Below are 16758 nucleotides of genomic sequence, written 5' to 3' on the forward strand. Positions count from 1 at the left end.
GGTCAGTTTCCATCCCTGGTAGGAGCCGGCTTGCTGGCGATGGCGATCTTCAGGGCGCCATCGTCAGCAAGCCGGCTCCTACAGGACGGTGGCGGTTACTGCGGGCGTACGCGCAGGGTCAGGCCCTTGAGGAAGTTGCGCAGCAACTGGTCGCCGCACGGGCGGTAGTTGGTGTGGCCGAACTTGCGGAACAGCGCGCTCAACTCAGGCTTGGACACCGGGAACTCGGCCGCCTTGAGAATGGCGTGCATGTCGTCTTCCTTGAGTTCGAAGGCCACGCGCAGCTTTTTCAGAATGATGTTGTTGGTCACCGGCACTTCGATGGGCATCGGCGGACGACTTTCGTCCTTGCCACGCTTGAAGACCACCAGGCCGTCGAGAAAGTGCGCCATGACTTCGTCCGGGCACCGTACGAAGCCTTCCTCGTCTTCCTCTTTCTTGTCCAGGTAAGACACAACATCTGCCAGGCTCACGTCCATGCCGCCGAGCTTGATGATCTCGACAAGTTTCTTATCGCTGATGTCGAGCATGTAGCGCACGCTGCGCAGTACGTCGTTATGAATCATGTGTGCAGTCCTGATATTCAGCTGTGGGCGACGCAGGCAAGCGCGGCGCCAAAATGTGTGGCGGTGTGAAAAGCCTTAGAACTTCTCTTTGCCGGACAGGTAACGCCATTGCCCCTGGGGCACTTTGCCAATGGATACGCCGCCGATGCGGATGCGGCGAATGGCCACGACCTTCAGACCGACGGCCTGGCAGAACAGGGCGATCACGCCTGGTTGCGGGTTTTTCATGGCAAAGCGCAGGCGGTTTTCGTTCTGCCAGCTGGCCTTGACCGGCGGCAGTTCCTTGCCCTTGTACGTCAAACCGTGCTGCAAACGGTTGAGGCCATGCTCAACCATGTCACCTTCGACCTCAACCACATACTCCTGTTCGATCTTGCTGGCATCGGCGGTGAGTTTGCGCAGGATCTTCCAGTCCTGAGTGAACACCAGCAAACCGCTGGCATTGGGTTGCAGATCGGTGCTGGCGGTCAGGCGCAGGAAGTGACCACGCAGCGGACGTTTGCCGTAGCGGTGCTCTTCGCTCAGGGTGTCGGCGCTCAGGCTTGTCATGGCCGTGTCCGTGTCCATGCCGGCGGGCACGTTGAGCAGAAGGGTCACCGGCTCTGGCGCGGTCGCCTTGGCGTCTTTGTCGAGTACGACTTTCTGGTCGCCGACCTTGAACTGCGGCTCGTCGATGACTTCGCCGTCGACGGTGACCCAGCCGCCCTCGATGAACAGCTCAGCCTCCCGACGGGAACAGCCGACAAGTTCGATGAGGCGTTTGGAGAGTCGAATCGGGTCAGTCATGACAGGGCCGTAACAAAAAAAGGGTGGGCATTGTACCTGCGTGGCGCCAGTTAATCCCGGAACCATTTGTAGGAGCTGCCGAAGGCTGCGATCTTTTGATCTTAAAAACAAAGATCGCAGCCTTCGGCAGCTCCTACACGGGTATCAGTGTTGTGTCAGCCGTGCTGCGTTTGCTGCTGGTTCTGGCGAAAACGCATGTGCAGCAACGGATACGGTTGACCCATGCCATCAACTTCCGAACGGCCGATCACCTCGAACCCCTGCTTGAAATAAAACCCCAGGGCTTGAGGGTTCTGTTCGTTGACGTCCAGTTCATCGGCGTTGAGGTGTTCCATGGCATAGCGCAACAACTGTTTGCCCAGGCCCTGGCCGCGATAATCCGGGTCGATGAAGAGCATTTCGATCTTGCCTGCCGCGACCCCGGCGAACCCGGTGATGCGCTGGCGTGAGTCTTTGGTGCAGATCAACATCACCGCGTCGAGGTAGCGGGTCAGCACCAGATTCTTCAACAGTTCGATGTAGCTGTCCGGCAGAAAGTCATGGGTGGCGCGCACTGACGCTTCCCAGACCCGTGTCAGTTCTTCGTAGTCGCTCAGTTTCGGTGTGTGGATAACCGAATGTTGGCGCATGCCCGTCTGCCCCTTATGTAGTGAGAGGTGAGAATCCATTCCACACGAAACAATAGCCGTAAAAAAGCCCCGCATCTCGTCAAGAGAGCGGGGCTTTTCATATTTCTTTGGTTTAGATCTGTTCGGCCCAGAGGTCGTACTCGTCGGCGTCAGTCACTTTGCACCAGACCTTGTCGCCCGGCTTGAGGTTGCTGCCGTTGTCGATGAACACGTTGCCGTCAATTTCCGGGGCATCGAAGAAGCAACGGCCGACCGCGCCTTGCTCGTCGACTTCATCGACCAGCACTTCGATTTCACGGCCGATGCGCATTTGCAGGCGCGCCGAACTGATTTCCTGCTGGTGCGCCATGAAGCGCTCCCAACGGTCCTGCTTGACGTCGTCTGGCACCACTTCCAGATCCAGGTCGTTGGCTGGAGCGCCGTCAACCGGCGAGTACTGGAAGCAGCCGACGCGGTCGAGCTGGGCTTCGGTCAGCCAATCGAGCAGGTACTGGAAGTCTTCTTCAGTTTCGCCAGGGAAGCCAACGATGAAGGTCGAGCGGATGATCAGGTCCGGGCAGATCTCGCGCCAGTTCTTGATGCGCGCCAGGGTCTTGTCTTCGAAGGCTGGGCGTTTCATCGACTTCAGCACTTTCGGGCTGGCGTGTTGGAACGGGATGTCCAGGTACGGCAGGATCTTGCCGGCGGCCATCAGCGGGATCAGCTCGTCGACGTGCGGGTACGGGTAAACGTAGTGCAGACGCACCCAGACACCCAAGGTGCTTAGAGCTTCGCAGAGTTCGGTCATGCGGGTTTTCACCGGCGCGCCGTTCCAGAAACCAGTGCGGTATTTCACGTCGACACCGTAGGCGCTGGTGTCCTGGGAAATCACCAGCAGCTCTTTGACGCCGGACTTGACCAGGCGCTGGGCCTCATCGAGCACGTCGCCCACCGGGCGGCTGACCAGTTTGCCGCGCATCGACGGGATGATGCAGAAGCTGCAGCTGTGGTTGCAGCCTTCGGAAATCTTCAGGTAGGCGTAGTGACGCGGGGTCAGCTTGATACCTTGTGGCGGCACGAGGTCGATCAGCGGGTTGTGATCCTGTTTCGGCGGCACGACTTCGTGCACGGCGTTGACCACTTGCTCGTACTGCTGCGGACCGGTCACGGCCAACACGCTTGGGTGTACGTCGCGGATGTTGCCTTCTTCGACGCCCATGCAACCGGTCACGATGACCTTGCCGTTTTCCTTGATGGCTTCGCCGATCACTTCCAGGGATTCTGCCTTGGCCGAATCGATGAAGCCGCAGGTGTTGACCACCACGACATCAGCGTCCTGGTAGGTGGACACGACATCATAGCCTTCCATGCGCAGCTGGGTCAGGATGCGCTCGGAGTCGACCAGTGCTTTGGGGCAACCCAGGGATACGAAGCCAACTTTTGGATTGGCCGGCGCAGGAGTGGTGGACATGTCTAACCTCGGTATTTGTGACGCCTCCAGCCGATAACGGCAAGGCGACAGACGGACGCTTTTTCGCGCCTCTGATCAAAAAGTGCGCAATTCTAGCGATGGTAAGCGCTCTTGACCAGCTTTATGCAGGGAAATACGACGAGTGCTGCGCTATGCTTCGCGCCGTTGGGCTTTACCGATTTTTTGCAGTCAACAAAACGACTGTAACAACAGGTAAAACAGCGCATGCTGCATCACAAAGCATAGTGCTTCGTTCGAAGAAGCCGGTCTGGGAATCAGGAGTGTTGGATGGGTCAGGCAAGTAGTCACGCGGCAGACGCCGGGCATTCGGCGGCGAAGCCGATCGGCATGCTGGTCGCGGCGGTCGGAGTGGTTTATGGCGATATCGGCACCAGCCCGTTGTACACCCTCAAAGAGGTGTTCTCCGGTGGCTACGGCGTGCCGGTCACCCATGACGGCGTGTTGGGGATTTTGTCGCTGATCTTCTGGTCGCTGATCTGGGTCGTGTCGATCAAGTACATGATGTTCGTGCTGCGCGCCGATAACCAGGGCGAAGGCGGGATCATGGCCTTGACCGCGCTGGCCCGGCGAGCGGCGGCGGGGCACGCCAAACTACGCACCATGCTGGTGGTTTGCGGCCTGATCGGCGCGGCGCTGTTTTATGGCGACAGCATGATTACCCCGGCGATTTCCGTGCTGTCGGCCATTGAAGGTTTGGGCCTGGCCTTTGAGGGTATCGATCACTGGGTGGTGCCTATTTCACTGATCGTGCTGGTCGCACTGTTTCTGATCCAGAGCCACGGCACCGCACGCATCGGCATTCTGTTCGGGCCGATCATGGTCACCTGGTTCTTGGTACTGGGCGCGCTGGGTGTTCATGGCATCATCGATCATCCGGAAGTATTGAAGGCGGTGAACCCCGTGTGGGGTGTGCGTTTCTTCATCGTGCATCCGGGCATGGGCGTGGCGATCCTTGGCGCGGTGGTGCTGGCCTTGACCGGTGCTGAAGCGCTGTACGCCGACATGGGCCATTTCGGCCGCAAACCGATCGCCCGTGCCTGGTTCATCCTGGTGCTGCCGGCGCTTGTACTGAACTACTTTGGCCAGGGGGCGCTGCTGCTGGGTGATCCGGAAGCCGCGCGAAACCCGTTCTACCTGCTGGCACCCAACTGGGCGTTGATTCCCCTGGTCGGCCTGTCGACCATGGCCACGGTAATCGCCTCCCAGGCAGTGATCTCCGGTGCCTTCTCGCTGACACGTCAGGCGATCCAGCTCGGTTACATTCCGCGCATGCACATTCGTCACACGTCTAGCGCCGAGCAGGGCCAGATCTACATCGGTGCAGTGAACTGGTCGCTGATGGTCGGCGTGGTGCTGTTGGTGCTGGGGTTCGAATCCTCCGGTGCCCTGGCTTCGGCCTACGGGGTGGCGGTGACCGGTACCATGCTGATGACCAGCATCCTGGTGTCGGCAGTGATGTTGCTGTTGTGGAAGTGGCCGCCGGTGCTCGCGGTGCCGGTCTGTCTCGGGTTTCTGCTGGTCGATGGCGTGTACTTCGCTGCCAACGTGCCGAAAATCGTCCAGGGTGGCGCATTCCCTGTGATCGCCGGTCTCGCGCTGTTCGTGCTGATGACCACCTGGAAGCGTGGTAAGCAGTTGCTGGTGGACCGAATCGATGAGGGCGGGCTGCCGTTGCCGATTTTCATCAGCAGCATCGCCGTGCAACCGCCACATCGCGTGCAAGGCACCGCCGTGTTCCTCACCGCGCGACCGGATGCCGTGCCTCACGCGCTGTTGCACAACCTGCTGCACAATCAGGTCTTGCATGAGCAGGTGGTGCTGCTGACTGTCGTTTACGAAGACATCCCGCGGGTGCCGCCGAGTCGGCGCTTCGAGGTCGATTCCTACGGTGAAGGCTTCTTCCGGGTGATCCTGCATTTCGGTTTCACCGATGAGCCGGACGTGCCGCAGGCGCTGAAACTGTGCCATCTGGAACAGCTGGATTTCAGCCCGATGCGCACCACGTACTTCCTCAGTCGCGAGACGGTCATCGCCTCCAAGCTCGAAGGCATGTCCCGCTGGCGTGAAGCGCTGTTCGCCTTCATGTTGCAGAACGCCAACGGCAACCTGCGCTTCTTCAATCTGCCGCTGAACCGGGTGATTGAGTTGGGGACGCAGGTGGAGATGTAAGTCGCCTTCCTGTAGGAGTGAGCATGCTCGTGATGAGCCTGAGTGCACCGCGGGCATTCAGGCAGCCAACGTTATCGTTGACGACCATCGCGAGCATGCTCGCTCCTACAGGGGGCGGTGTTGAATGAAAAAGCCCCCGCAGCCAGAGGTTGCGGGGGCTTCTTTTTCAGCGCTGTTTAGATCACTCCTGCGCCGTCGCCTCTTCCTTGGCCTGACGCTTCTCGATCACATCCACCAGCCGTTGGGCCAGTTTCGGGTAGTTCTCGTCGAAGTGGTGGCCGCCTGGCAGCTTGATGGCTTCGCCCACCGCTGTCTTGTCGGTGCAGCCGCTCTCGTCGGTTTCTTCTTCACCGTAGATGCACACCACTTTGGCGGCTGGCAGCTTGGCCATTTCCGGGCCGGTAGCGGCTTCCTTGCCAGCGTTGCCGAGCCAGCCTTCGACTTCGATTTCGAAGCTGCCGGTGCGGGCGAAGGCCAGCAGGATAATCGCGTCGACCCGTTGCTGCTCCGCTTCGGGCAGGCGGTTGTAGATCGCGGGCAGAACGTCGGCACCGAACGAGTAGCCGGTCAGGATGAAGCGTTTGGTGCCCCACTTCTGGCGGTAGTGTTGCATCAGTTCGGTCAGGTCCAGGGCGCTTTGCTCGGGGCTCTTGTGCTGCCAGTAGTAGCGCAGGGTGTCGATGCCGACTACCGGATAGCCGATCTTGGCCATTTCGCCCGCGACATCGCGGTCCAGGTCGCGCCAGCCGCCATCACCGGACAGGAACAGCGTCACGGTGTCCTTGGCTTGGCCGGCGGGCACTTCGACCACTGGAATCTGCAGGCCACCCGCGGCTTTGTCGCCACCGACGAGGAGCTTGCGCAGTTCGTTATTCAGCACTTGCGGCAGGTTGATGTCGTAGTCGCTGATGCTGGTTTCGGCATTCGGCTGGTCGCGTACGAAGCCGGCGCTGGTGTCGTCCGGGTTGTCGTTCCAGGCCACCAGCCAGTGGCCGTGGGCGGCGCTTTTCGGCAACAGGTGGGTGCAACCGGGTTTTTCCAGCGCCAGGTCCACCGAAACGGCCTGGGCCTTGTCGTTCTTCTGTTCGGACAACCAGCGCCACGCCAGTACGGCACCCGGGCCGATACCGCTGACCAGCGTTGCCGGGCCTTTGAGCTCACGCAGGCCCGTTTGCAGGGCGCGGCTTTGCAGCAGGCAATCCTTGGGCAGGATCACCTGAACGATCTGCGCCGAACCGCTGCGGCTCAGGGTCAGCAATTGCTTGTCACTGAGTTTCTGGTCTTCGTTGACCGCCACCAGCACTTGGGCGCGTGGCGTATTGCCGGGGATGACGCGGGTCATCACGGTGCCGTCGGCCGGCTTCAGTTGTTCCAGAGTCGGTTCGGGAGCCGGGCGTTTGAGGTACCAGTAGCCACCACCGAGTATCAGGGCCAGCACAACCAGCGTGCCCAGTACGTAGCGCAAGGAGCGTTGAATCATCAGCGTTTCACCAATCCAGTCAAGCCGCCCGCGATCAGGGCGGCAGTGTCGGCCAGGGCTACCAGCGGATCCAGTCCGGCGGGCACGGCCATATAACGGGGTTCCCAGTCAGGCTGGAATTTGTCTTTGAAGCGGCGCAAGCCTTGGAAGTTGTAGAGCTGCTCACCACGGCGGAATACCATCGAGCCCAGGCGCTGGGTCAAGGGTGCACCGCGACGGGGTTGTAACCCCGACAATGGCACCATGCCCAGGCTGAAGCGCGCGTATCCATGATTTTTATAATGTTGAATCAAGCCGACCATCATGAACTCCATGGTCAGCTTGGGGGCCTCCGGGTGCGCGCGCATCAGATCGAGGCTGGCCAGGTCATGGCTGTAAGTCTCGAGCAGGTTGGCGAACGCCACCGGGCGCCCTTCGAAACGGATTACCGCAATGCGGAAATACTTGAGGTAGTCATCGCCGAATCGACCGAGGGAGAAGCCTTTCTCGCGCACGTTCTTGCCGGTCAGCCAGGCGTCGGAGATCACCTTGAGCTCATCCATCGGCGCGTGGCCTGGTTCATGGATCTCCAGCGACAGGCCATCGCGGGTGCCACGGTTCCAAGTGTAGCGCAGGTCTTTCATCTCTTTGCCTTTGGCTTCGAGATCAAAACGCTTGAGATCGACCCGGGCTTCTTCGCCGAGCTTGATCGCGGTCAGACCGATGTCCATGTAATACGGCAGGTTCTCCGCGCGCACTTGATAGAACACAGGGCGGGCGTGGTGGATGTCGCACAGGTCGCGGAATTGCCAGATCATTTCCGCCCGTTGCTGGCCCGGACCGATAGGATCATACAGCGCCACCAGGCTGCGGCCACGTCGGGCGTACATCAGGAAGGCTTCATCGTTAGGGTGAAACAGCAACGCCTTGTCACCGGTCAGGGCCAGGCCGCCGTCCGGTTGTGCCGAAGCCATGAGGATCTTGCTCGCACGCTCCAGCTCATCAGGGGTCGGCAAGTGAATCACCGGGCGCGCCGTGCGCAGCAGCCAGGTCAGGGACACCACCAGCAGCAATACGACTGCCCCCAGGAGCGAACGCAAACCACGGGGCGCGTCGGCGTCGAGGGTGAATTGCCACCAGAGCTGGTGGCTGTACGGAACGTCTTGGTAGGCGAACAACAGCAGCCACATCGAGGCGGCCAGTACGCAAAGGCTGGCCACCAGATAAAGCGGTGAGAACGGCAGTTCGGTCAAACGGCTGGGGCGATAGAACGACGTGCGGAATACCCCCAGCAACGCGGCGGTCAGGGTCATCAGGGTGGCTTCTTCCCAGTCGAAACCCTTGAGCAGGGAGAGCAGGGCGCCCACCAGCAACAGAATGGTGGTCAGCATCCACGCCGCCGACAGTCGCCGCCGCAGGCCCTGGGCCAGCAGCAGGCACAGTACGCCAATCAGGCTGGCGCCAAAGTGCGAAGCGTCGACCAGGCGATGGGGAATCAGAAAGCCGATGTGCTCCAGGCGGGTGTCGATTTCCGGAGTGGCGCCGGAGAACAGCAGCACCACACCAGACAGGAACACCAGGACAGCAAGTATCGGTGCTGCCAGGCCCGAGGCGGCGCGCAAGGTCTGGCGCGTCTGGAACAGGCGTTGACCTTCGTTGATCAGCAACAACAGGCACGCCACCAGCATCGGCAGCACGACATAAATCAGACGATAAAGCAGCAAGGCGGCCGCCAGCGGGGCGGCGCCGAGGGTGTCGGAAAAGGCAGCGAGCAGAATGGCCTCGAACACCCCGACACCACCTGGCACATGGCTAAGCACGCCGGCGGCCAGTGCCAGCAGATAAACCAGGAGAAACGCACCGAAGGGCGGCGCTTCCGGCAACAACAGGTAAAGCACGGTCGCGGCGGCAGCCACGTCCAGTGCGGTAATCACCAGTTGCAGGAAGGTCAGGCGACGCCCCGGCAGACGCAAGGTGCGACGGCCGACCTGCACCAGCAGGTTATCGGCATAAGGCTGTTCCGGCAGGCGTCGGCGGTAGATGCCAATCGCCAACACAGTGAACAGCAACAACACGACGGCGGCGATGGCGCCCAGCACGGTTTCGGAGAGCCCCAGCGCTGCAGAAGCCCCTGGCAGGTTGCTCAGGGTTGCCAGCGCGGCAAGCGGTGGCAGGGCGCAGCCGAGGGAGAGGCTGGCAAACAGCGTCATGTGGGCGACTTCAGTGGCCCCCAAGCCGTGACGCGCATAGAGGCGATAGCGAACCGACCCACCCGACAGCATCGAAAGGCCAATGGCATTGCCGATGGCGAACGCGGTGAAGCCGCCCAGTGCCAGGGTTCGCGGTGCGAGTTTCACACCGGCATAGCGGCTGGCCGACCATTCGTAACCCAGTAAAATGATGAAGCCCGCCACGGTCGCGCCCAGCGCGCCAAGCAACGCGGGCTTGGGCACCTCGAGGATCGAGTCGTGCAGGGCATCCAGGTCAAGTTCGCTCAGCAGGTGGCGACAGGCAATCAGTGCGATCGCAAACAACAGCAATGTGACCGCCAGGCCTATGGGCTGACGGTATTTGCTGACGCGATCAAGCAAACGCAACCGCTCAGCCTTGATCGGTTGTGTTGCTGTGACGGTGTCTTGAGAATCAGACGAGTTGGCGCGCATCAATCACCTCTTGGATTGTGCGCGACAGGATGGAGGTATCCAGCCAAGTTACCAATCCCTGTAGAAAAAAATAATCACAAATATTAACGCCTCTCACCGGGTGTCGGCGATGGCTCAGGCTGCAATTCAGCATAGTCTGAACTCAGCGCTTTGGTGGCCACGAATGGCTTGCGACACAGTGACAGATCATTGTTGCGAAAGGACTTTTTCAACAGGTACAAAAAAGGCCACTCTTTCGAGTAGCCTTTTTTGATGTTTGGTTGCGGGAGCCGGATTTGAACCGACGACCTTCGGGTTATGAGCCCGACGAGCTACCAGACTGCTCCATCCCGCGTCTGTGTGGCGGCATTCTATAGAGATACGCCGGTGTGTCAACCGATAATCCCCAGTCGGGTCAAATAAACGTACAAGCGCGGCAAACGGTCGCAGTCCAGGCCTAAGTTTCGGAATCTGAACGAATTCTCATTCCGGCGCTGTGACGGTTAATAGCTGGCTGGGTAAAACACGCGCGCACAAAAAAGGCCACTCTTTCGAGTAGCCTTTTTTGATGTTTGGTTGCGGGAGCCGGATTTGAACCGACGACCTTCGGGTTATGAGCCCGACGAGCTACCAGACTGCTCCATCCCGCGTCTGTGTGGCGGCATTCTACAGAGGATCGACAGGCTGTCAACCGCAATTGTCGATAAAATCTCTTCAGGTTCAATCGCTTAGCTTGAATACGACGCTGCTGATCGGTCTGAAAGGCACGCGTGGCAAGGCTTCAAGCTCTATTGGTGAGCGTTTTGTGATTGAAAAAATAAATTTATCAGTCACGTTTCCTACATTCGACGAAGAACATTCAGACTACTGGTGCTATATACAGGTGTCGGTGAGATACTGCTTATCCCGCAGGGCGCACCGCCATTTTTTATTCTGAATACCACGTTGACATGACCCAGCGAAAAATCATCCACGTTGATTGTGACTGTTTCTACGCCGCCATTGAGATGCGTGATGACCCGCGCCTTGCCGGAAAGCCGCTGGCGGTGGGTGGGGCGGCGGATCGGCGTGGTGTGATTGCTACCTGCAATTATGAAGCTCGGGCATATGGCGTGCGATCGGCCATGTCTTCCGGGCATGCGTTGAAGTTGTGCCCGGACCTGACCATCGTCAAGCCGCGCATGGATGCCTACAGGGAAGCGTCGAAGGAAATTCACACGATCTTTCGCGATTACACCGACATCATTGAGCCCCTATCCCTTGATGAGGCTTACCTTGATGTGTCGGACAGCGCCCATTTCGCAGGTAGCGCCACACGCATCGCCCAAGACATCCGTCGGCGGGTATCGAATCAGTTGCACATCACCGTCTCGGCGGGCGTGGCGCCCAACAAGTTTCTCGCCAAGATTGCCAGCGACTGGAAAAAGCCCAACGGTTTATTCGTCATTACACCCGATCAGGTCGAGGACTTTGTCAGTGGGTTGCCGGTTAGCAAGTTGCACGGGGTCGGTAAAGTCACCGCCGACAAGCTGGGCAAGCTCGGCATCCTCGATTGCGCGCAATTGCGTGAGTGGGACAAGTTGGCGCTGGTGCGTGAGTTCGGCAGCTTTGGAGAGCGACTCTGGAGCCTGGCGCGTGGGATCGATGAGCGTCAGGTGCATAACGACAGCCGTCGGCAGTCGATCAGCGTCGAGAACACCTATGACGTCGACCTGCCGGATCTGGTGAGCTGCCTGAATAAGTTGCCCGAGCTACTGGAAACCCTGGCCGGTCGCATGGCACGAATCGATAGCAGCTATAGGCCGGGGAAGCCATTCGTCAAAGTGAAGTTTCACGATTTCACCCAGACCACCATTGAGCAGGCCGGAGCAGGGCGGGATTTGGGCAGTTATCAGTTGTTGCTGACCCAGGCGTTCAATCGCGCAGGCAAGCCGGTGCGGTTGTTGGGGGTGGGGGTGAGGCTGGAGGATTTACGGGGCGGGTTTGAGCAGATGGAGTTGTTTGAGCGTTGACGCCTTAAAGCAAAAGATCGCAGCCTTCGGCAGCTCCTACAGAAGGAGCGCATTCCCATGTAGGAGCTGCCGAAGGCTGCGATCTTTCAGCTATTCAATTCGGCCCCGGATCCGCCACCAGACGCCCGGCATCCTTGGTCAAGGACTTGAGGAATTCGGTTTGCAGCTCGGGATCGTTTCGGGTCAGTTCGATCAGGCTCTGTTCCAGCTCAGTAGCTTCTTCTTCCAGGCCCAGTTCCGACAGACGTTTGACCCGGTGGACCCACTGGCTCACTTCGTCGTCTTCGAGGTCCTCGTAGATCAGTTCGTGGGCTTCGAGCAGTTTGCCGCGCAAGGTGTTGCTCAGCGCCAGGGACGCATCGCTATGCACGTCATCCTTGGCATCCGCGACACTGATCTGAAGTTTGCTCAGGTGATTGAGGTCATGTTCGGCGAACGGGCTGTCCAGCAGGTTCAGGCGCAAGACACCGTTTTTGTCGGTGCTCAGCTCGAACGTCTCCTTGCCGGCCTTGACCTCGACCGGGCGCTCGCTCCACGGCAGGCTCGAGTACTCGGTGCGCTTGTCGCGCTGGACTTCGTCGATCCCCGCCAGGTTCTGCTGCGCACGACCGTGGGACTGTACGTTCATGAACGGGTTCAGCCCGGCGAAACCATAGCTGAACCAGTCTTTTGTCATGCTGTCTGGCAGGTTGCCCAGCGCGAACACATTGGCCACGTTGGCACCGACACCGGCGACCACGGCCACCGCACCCAGCGGGATCTCGTAGATCTCCCGCCAGGGTTGGTAGGGCGTATAGCGATCGTAATGGCGCGTGACTTCGAACTCGGTAACTTCGAAAGTCTTTTGCTCGTGGATTTTCACCCGGCGTTGCGGCAGCTCAAGCACCTTGGGCTCACCAACATCGATCTGCAGGCTGTGATCGAGCAGTTTGCGCTCGACACGTTCCTCGTGCTCGCTGCGTTGTGACATGTGGTTGGCACAGCCGCTGACCAGCAGGGTGCCGCACAGGGCAGCACCACCGAGGCCTAAGGTGTTTCGCTTGAACATGACGTCTCTATCTGGTTTCAGCGGCGGATACGGGCCTGAAGGAACGACAGCACGTCAGCAACCGGCAGCGCTTGCGGCTCGGCTTCGGTACGGCTCTTGTATTCCAGATTGCCTTCGGCAAGGCCGCGGTCGCTGACCACGATCCGGTGTGGAATGCCGATCAGCTCCATGTCCGCGAACTTGATGCCCGGGCTGGTCTTCTTGTCGCGATCGTCCAGCAGGACTTCGAAGCCGGCAGCGGTCAGTTCTGCATACAGCTTGTCAGTGGCTTCGCGAACCAGGTCGGTTTCGTAGCGCAGCGGTACCAGGGCGATTTGGAAAGGCGCCAGGGTGTCGCTCCAGATGATCCCTTTCTCGTCGCTGTTCTGCTCGATGGCGGCGGCGACCACGCGGGAAACGCCAATGCCGTAGCAACCCATTTCCAGGGTGACTGGCTTGCCGTTCTCGCCCAGCACTTCGCACTTCATCGCCTTGCTGTACTTGTTGCCCAGCTGGAAGATGTGCCCGACTTCGATGCCGCGCTTGATTTCCAGGGTGCCCTTGCCATCCGGGCTTGGGTCGCCGCTGACGACGTTGCGCAGGTCGGCAACGGTCGGAATCGGCAGGTCACGTTCCCAGTTCACGCCGAAGTAGTGCTTGTCGTCGATGTTGGCACCGATGCCGAAGTCACTCATCAGCTCGACGGAACGGTCGATGATGATTGGCAATGGCAGGTTCAGCGGGCCGAGGGAGCCGGCGCCGGCGCCGATGGCGTCACGCAGTTCGGCGTCAGAGGCCATGACCAGTGGGCTGGCAACGCCAGGCTGGTTGGCGGCCTTGATTTCGTTCAGTTCGTGGTCGCCGCGGATGATCAGGGCGATCAGCTTGCCTTCTTCTTCGGCGTGCACGATCAGGGTCTTGATGGTCTTTTCAATCGGTAGATTGAATTTCTCCACCAGCGCGGCGATGGTCTTGGTGTCTGGCGTGTCAACCAGGCGCAGCTCTTCGGTCGGCGCGGCGCGGGAGGTTTCGCGCGGTACGGCTTCGGCCTTCTCGATGTTCGCGGCGTAGTCGGAACCGTTGCTGAAGACGATATCGTCTTCACCGGATTCGGCCAGTACATGGAACTCGTGGGAGCCGGCGCCACCGATGGAGCCGTTGTCGGCTTCAACCGGACGGAATTTCAGGCCCAGGCGGGTGAATACGTTGCAGTACGCCTGGTGCATGCGGTCGTAGGTGACTTGCAGCGAGGCCTGGTCTGCGTGGAAGGAATAGGCGTCTTTCATGATGAATTCGCGGCCGCGCATCAAGCCGAAGCGTGGGCGGATTTCATCACGGAACTTGGTCTGGATCTGGTACAGGTTGATCGGCAGCTGTTTGTAGCTGCTCAGCTCATTGCGCATCAGATCGGTGATGACTTCTTCGTGGGTTGGACCGGCGCAGAAATCGCGACCGTGGCGATCCTTGAAGCGCAGCAGCTCAGGGCCGTACTCTTCCCAGCGACCGGATTCCTGCCACAGCTCAGCCGGTTGGGTGCTTGGCATCAACACTTCGAGCGAGCCGGCGGCGTTCATTTCTTCGCGAACGACGGCTTCGACCTTGCGCATTACCCGCAAGCCCATCGGCAGCCAGGTGTACAGGCCCGAGGCGAGTTTGCGGATCATGCCGGCGCGCAGCATCAGCTGATGGCTGATCACGACCGCGTCGGAAGGCGTTTCTTTCTGTGTGGCGAGCAAAAATTGACTGGTGCGCATGGTTGGCCGTTATCGATTGCTGATGACGAGAAATGACGCAGCATTGTACGGGCGAGATCCGCTGTCGTACAGGCGTGCGGTCGGCGGTGTGGCAGGAGGGCGCAAATCGTCGCGCCCCCTCCGAATATCCTGAAAGTGTTTCCTACGACTCTTCCGCGACCTGGGTCGGTACGGGTTCCGGCGTCGGTGTCGGACCCTCGCGACGGTTCTCCTGGAACCAGTGCAAGGCAATCAATACCAGGGTCGGAACGCCCAGCAGGGCGGTGATCAGGAAGAAGTTGTGATAACCGAACTTTTCCACCATGACCCCGGAATAACCGCCGATCAGGCGTGGCAGCAGTAGCATGATCGAGCTGAGCAGGGCGTATTGGGTGGCGGAGAACTTGAGGTTGGTCAGGCTTGACAGGTAAGCCACGAATGCCGATGTCGCCAGCCCTGAACTGAAGTTGTCCAGGGAGATGGTGACAATCAGCATCTGCAGGTTAGGCCCCATGTCCGCCAACAGCAGGAACAATATGTTGGTGGCGGCCGACGCCGCGCCGCCGATGAACAGGATCGGCAGGATGCCGAAACGTACGATCAGCAGGCCGCCCATGCCGGCGCCGACCAGGGTCATGATCAGGCCGAAGATTTTACTGACGCTGGCGATCTGGTCCTTGGTGAAGCCCTGGTCGATGTAGAACACGTTGGCCATCACGCCCATGACCGTATCGGACATGCGATAGGTGGCGATCAGCCCGAGTAGCAGCAGCGCTTGCCAGCGGTAACGCAGAATGAAGTCATTGACCGGTGTCAGCACCGGCGCCAGGCCACGACGGCCAATGGCAGACAGGCACAGGGCGGTGAGCGTGGTGTAGAGGATGGCGCGAAGGAATGCACGGTCTTCGAGCAGCAGGTCGAGCAGGCTCACGCCATTGAACAGCACGCTGGCAAAGTCGGTGTTGTAGAGCTGGGTGAACATAGCCGGTACGGAAACCAGCAGCACGATCAATACGAACACCGACGCCAGTTGATGCACAAAGCTGTATCGCCCGGCCTGCAGTTGCGTGCGCAACGGGACAGGCGGTTCACGCATGAACAGGCTGGTCAACAGCGCCGGAACCATCAGGACACCGAACAGTATGTAGGTGCCAGCCCATGCGGAATGCTGGTAGTTGAAACCGGTGGAGCCGAACCCTTCGGCAAAATACAGCGCGCCGGCGGTCGCCAGCAGTGCAGCAATTCGATAGCCGGACATGTAACTGGCGGCCAGGGCGGCTTGACGATTGTCTTCGGCGATTTCCAGGCGATAGGCGTCTACCGCGATGTCCTGCGTCGCCGAAGCGAAGGCGACGACCACTGCGATTGCAATCAGCCAGGACAGGTGCTTTTGCGGATCGCAGAAGCCCATGCCGATCAGGCCGAGGATCACCAGCGCTTGGGAAAGCACCAGCCAGGAACGTCGTCGACCCAGTTTACCGAGCAATGGCAGGCGCCATTGGTCGAGCAGCGGTGACCAGACCCATTTGAAGGCATAGGCCAGGCCGATCAGGCTGGCATAGCCGATGGTTTCGCGAGCGACACCGGCTTCGCGCAACCAGACCGAAAGTGTCGAGAACACCAGCATGTAGGGCAGGCCGGCAGCGAAACCCAGCAACAGCAGTACAAGCGTCGAGGGGCTGGCATAGGCAGCGAGCGCGGCGCGCCAGGTTTTACGGGGCATGGGCTGGAGTCTGCCTCAAGAAATACGGAAACAAAGCGCGCACTCTAACCGCTGTGCTCTACCGGGCGCCAGCCATGGCGCTGAATATCAACACGATTGTTCAGGATGCTGATGCCCTCCGTGCGCAATCGCGCCCGTTGTTCGTCCCCGGATTGACTGCCCGCAGGCAGGCTGAGGCGCCCGCCGGCGCCTAGTACGCGGTGCCAGGGTAATTTGCTGTCCCCGGGCAGTTGGCTCAGTGTCCGTCCCACCCAGCGGGCGGCGCGACCCAGACCGGCGAGCTCGGCCAATTGACCATAACTCACCACCTTGCCCTCGGGGACTTGCGCGAGGGTCAGGTAGAGCGCCGTGCGTCGGATTTGTGCCGCACTCTCTGGTTCAGTGATGGGGTCATTCACGTCTGGTGTTCCTGCAAAAGTATCCCTGAAAAGACTCACAGTACCGTCTGTAGAGTAAATCGTGGATTGCCCGTTGAGAAATGAACTCAATAGAAATAGTCGGGTCAGTCCTAGCTAAGGCCTTATTTGATCGGGTCAAGCCG

12 protein-coding genes and 2 tRNA genes are annotated in these 16758 nt (G+C 59.8%); 2 read left to right on the forward strand and 12 right to left on the reverse strand.

The window, feature by feature from the left end:
* Positions 1 to 95 precede the first annotated feature (95 nt).
* From ABTV22_RS06265 to rimO, 4 genes are all read right to left on the reverse strand, one after another.
* Entirely contained in the window at positions 96 to 566 is a 471-nt protein-coding gene (locus ABTV22_RS06265; protein WP_433739051.1) for a DUF1456 family protein, read from the reverse strand.
* Between the two features lie 75 nt (positions 567 to 641).
* Positions 642 to 1352: an rRNA pseudouridine synthase gene (locus ABTV22_RS06270; protein WP_433739052.1), complete on the reverse strand. Its 711-nt coding sequence runs from the start codon at positions 1350 to 1352 to the stop codon at positions 642 to 644.
* A gap of 155 nt (positions 1353 to 1507) precedes the next feature.
* Positions 1508 to 1981: a GNAT family N-acetyltransferase gene (locus ABTV22_RS06275; RefSeq protein WP_433739053.1), complete on the reverse strand. Its 474-nt coding sequence runs from the start codon at positions 1979 to 1981 to the stop codon at positions 1508 to 1510.
* 112 nt (positions 1982 to 2093) lie between these two features.
* Positions 2094 to 3431, reverse strand: a complete 1338-nt coding sequence (rimO, locus tag ABTV22_RS06280) for a 30S ribosomal protein S12 methylthiotransferase RimO (RefSeq protein ID WP_110966713.1) — start codon at positions 3429 to 3431, stop codon at positions 2094 to 2096.
* A gap of 288 nt (positions 3432 to 3719) precedes the next feature.
* Here rimO and ABTV22_RS06285 point away from each other — a divergent pair, with 288 nt between their 5' ends.
* Positions 3720 to 5621, forward strand: a complete 1902-nt coding sequence (locus ABTV22_RS06285; protein WP_433739054.1) for a potassium transporter Kup — start codon at positions 3720 to 3722, stop codon at positions 5619 to 5621.
* 181 nt (positions 5622 to 5802) lie between these two features.
* Here the strand turns inward: ABTV22_RS06285 and ABTV22_RS06290 are convergent, their stop codons facing one another.
* The 4 genes from ABTV22_RS06290 to ABTV22_RS06305 form a co-directional block, all read right to left on the reverse strand.
* Positions 5803 to 7101: an AcvB/VirJ family lysyl-phosphatidylglycerol hydrolase gene (locus ABTV22_RS06290; RefSeq protein ID WP_433739055.1), complete on the reverse strand. Its 1299-nt coding sequence runs from the start codon at positions 7099 to 7101 to the stop codon at positions 5803 to 5805.
* Positions 7101 to 9743, reverse strand: coding sequence for a bifunctional lysylphosphatidylglycerol flippase/synthetase MprF (mprF, locus tag ABTV22_RS06295; RefSeq protein WP_433739056.1), 2643 nt, complete (start codon positions 9741 to 9743; stop codon positions 7101 to 7103). The genes ABTV22_RS06290 and mprF overlap by 1 nt, the downstream gene beginning before the upstream one ends.
* A gap of 257 nt (positions 9744 to 10000) precedes the next feature.
* Positions 10001 to 10077: transfer RNA gene (locus ABTV22_RS06300), tRNA-Met, on the reverse strand.
* A 218-nt stretch (positions 10078 to 10295) separates the two neighbouring features.
* Positions 10296 to 10372: transfer RNA gene (locus tag ABTV22_RS06305), tRNA-Met, on the reverse strand.
* A 300-nt stretch (positions 10373 to 10672) separates the two neighbouring features.
* Here ABTV22_RS06305 and dinB point away from each other — a divergent pair.
* Positions 10673 to 11734, forward strand: a complete 1062-nt coding sequence (dinB, locus tag ABTV22_RS06310; protein ID WP_433739057.1) for a DNA polymerase IV — start codon at positions 10673 to 10675, stop codon at positions 11732 to 11734.
* Between the two features lie 94 nt (positions 11735 to 11828).
* Here the strand turns inward: dinB and ABTV22_RS06315 are convergent, their stop codons facing one another.
* From ABTV22_RS06315 to ABTV22_RS06330, 4 genes are all read right to left on the reverse strand, one after another.
* A complete protein-coding gene (locus tag ABTV22_RS06315) occupies positions 11829 to 12782 on the reverse strand; it encodes a hypothetical protein (RefSeq protein ID WP_433739058.1) in 954 nt (317 codons plus the stop codon).
* A 17-nt stretch (positions 12783 to 12799) separates the two neighbouring features.
* Positions 12800 to 14515 carry a proline--tRNA ligase gene (locus tag ABTV22_RS06320; protein ID WP_433739059.1) on the reverse strand — a complete coding sequence of 572 codons (1716 nt, stop codon included), beginning with the start codon at positions 14513 to 14515 and terminating at the stop codon, positions 12800 to 12802.
* A gap of 142 nt (positions 14516 to 14657) precedes the next feature.
* Complete coding sequence (locus ABTV22_RS06325; RefSeq protein ID WP_433739060.1) at positions 14658 to 16217, reverse strand: AmpG family muropeptide MFS transporter; 1560 nt, start codon at positions 16215 to 16217, stop codon at positions 14658 to 14660.
* A gap of 44 nt (positions 16218 to 16261) precedes the next feature.
* A complete protein-coding gene (locus ABTV22_RS06330) occupies positions 16262 to 16615 on the reverse strand; it encodes an MGMT family protein (protein WP_433739061.1) in 354 nt (117 codons plus the stop codon).
* Between the last annotated feature and the right edge of the window lie 143 nt (positions 16616 to 16758).

This window comes from Pseudomonas putida, from assembly GCF_050990305.1.
Lineage (GTDB): Bacteria > Pseudomonadota > Gammaproteobacteria > Pseudomonadales > Pseudomonadaceae > Aquipseudomonas > Aquipseudomonas putida_AH.

Bases quoted from the DNA above. Each gene is read 5' to 3' on its own strand.
- ABTV22_RS06265 (WP_433739051.1), bottom strand. From the start codon at position 566: ATGATTCATAACGACGTACTGCGCAGCGTGCGCTACATGCTCGACATC.
- ABTV22_RS06270 (WP_433739052.1), bottom strand. From the start codon at position 1,352: ATGACTGACCCGATTCGACTCTCCAAACGCCTCATCGAACTTGTCGGC.
- ABTV22_RS06275 (WP_433739053.1), bottom strand. From the start codon at position 1,981: ATGCGCCAACATTCGGTTATCCACACACCGAAACTGAGCGACTACGAA.
- rimO (WP_110966713.1), bottom strand. From the start codon at position 3,431: ATGTCCACCACTCCTGCGCCGGCCAATCCAAAAGTTGGCTTCGTATCC.
- ABTV22_RS06285 (WP_433739054.1), top strand. From the start codon at position 3,720: ATGGGTCAGGCAAGTAGTCACGCGGCAGACGCCGGGCATTCGGCGGCG.
- ABTV22_RS06290 (WP_433739055.1), bottom strand. From the start codon at position 7,101: ATGATTCAACGCTCCTTGCGCTACGTACTGGGCACGCTGGTTGTGCTG.
- mprF (WP_433739056.1), bottom strand. From the start codon at position 9,743: ATGCGCGCCAACTCGTCTGATTCTCAAGACACCGTCACAGCAACACAA.
- dinB (WP_433739057.1), top strand. From the start codon at position 10,673: ATGACCCAGCGAAAAATCATCCACGTTGATTGTGACTGTTTCTACGCC.
- ABTV22_RS06315 (WP_433739058.1), bottom strand. From the start codon at position 12,782: ATGTTCAAGCGAAACACCTTAGGCCTCGGTGGTGCTGCCCTGTGCGGC.
- ABTV22_RS06320 (WP_433739059.1), bottom strand. From the start codon at position 14,515: ATGCGCACCAGTCAATTTTTGCTCGCCACACAGAAAGAAACGCCTTCC.
- ABTV22_RS06325 (WP_433739060.1), bottom strand. From the start codon at position 16,217: ATGCCCCGTAAAACCTGGCGCGCCGCGCTCGCTGCCTATGCCAGCCCC.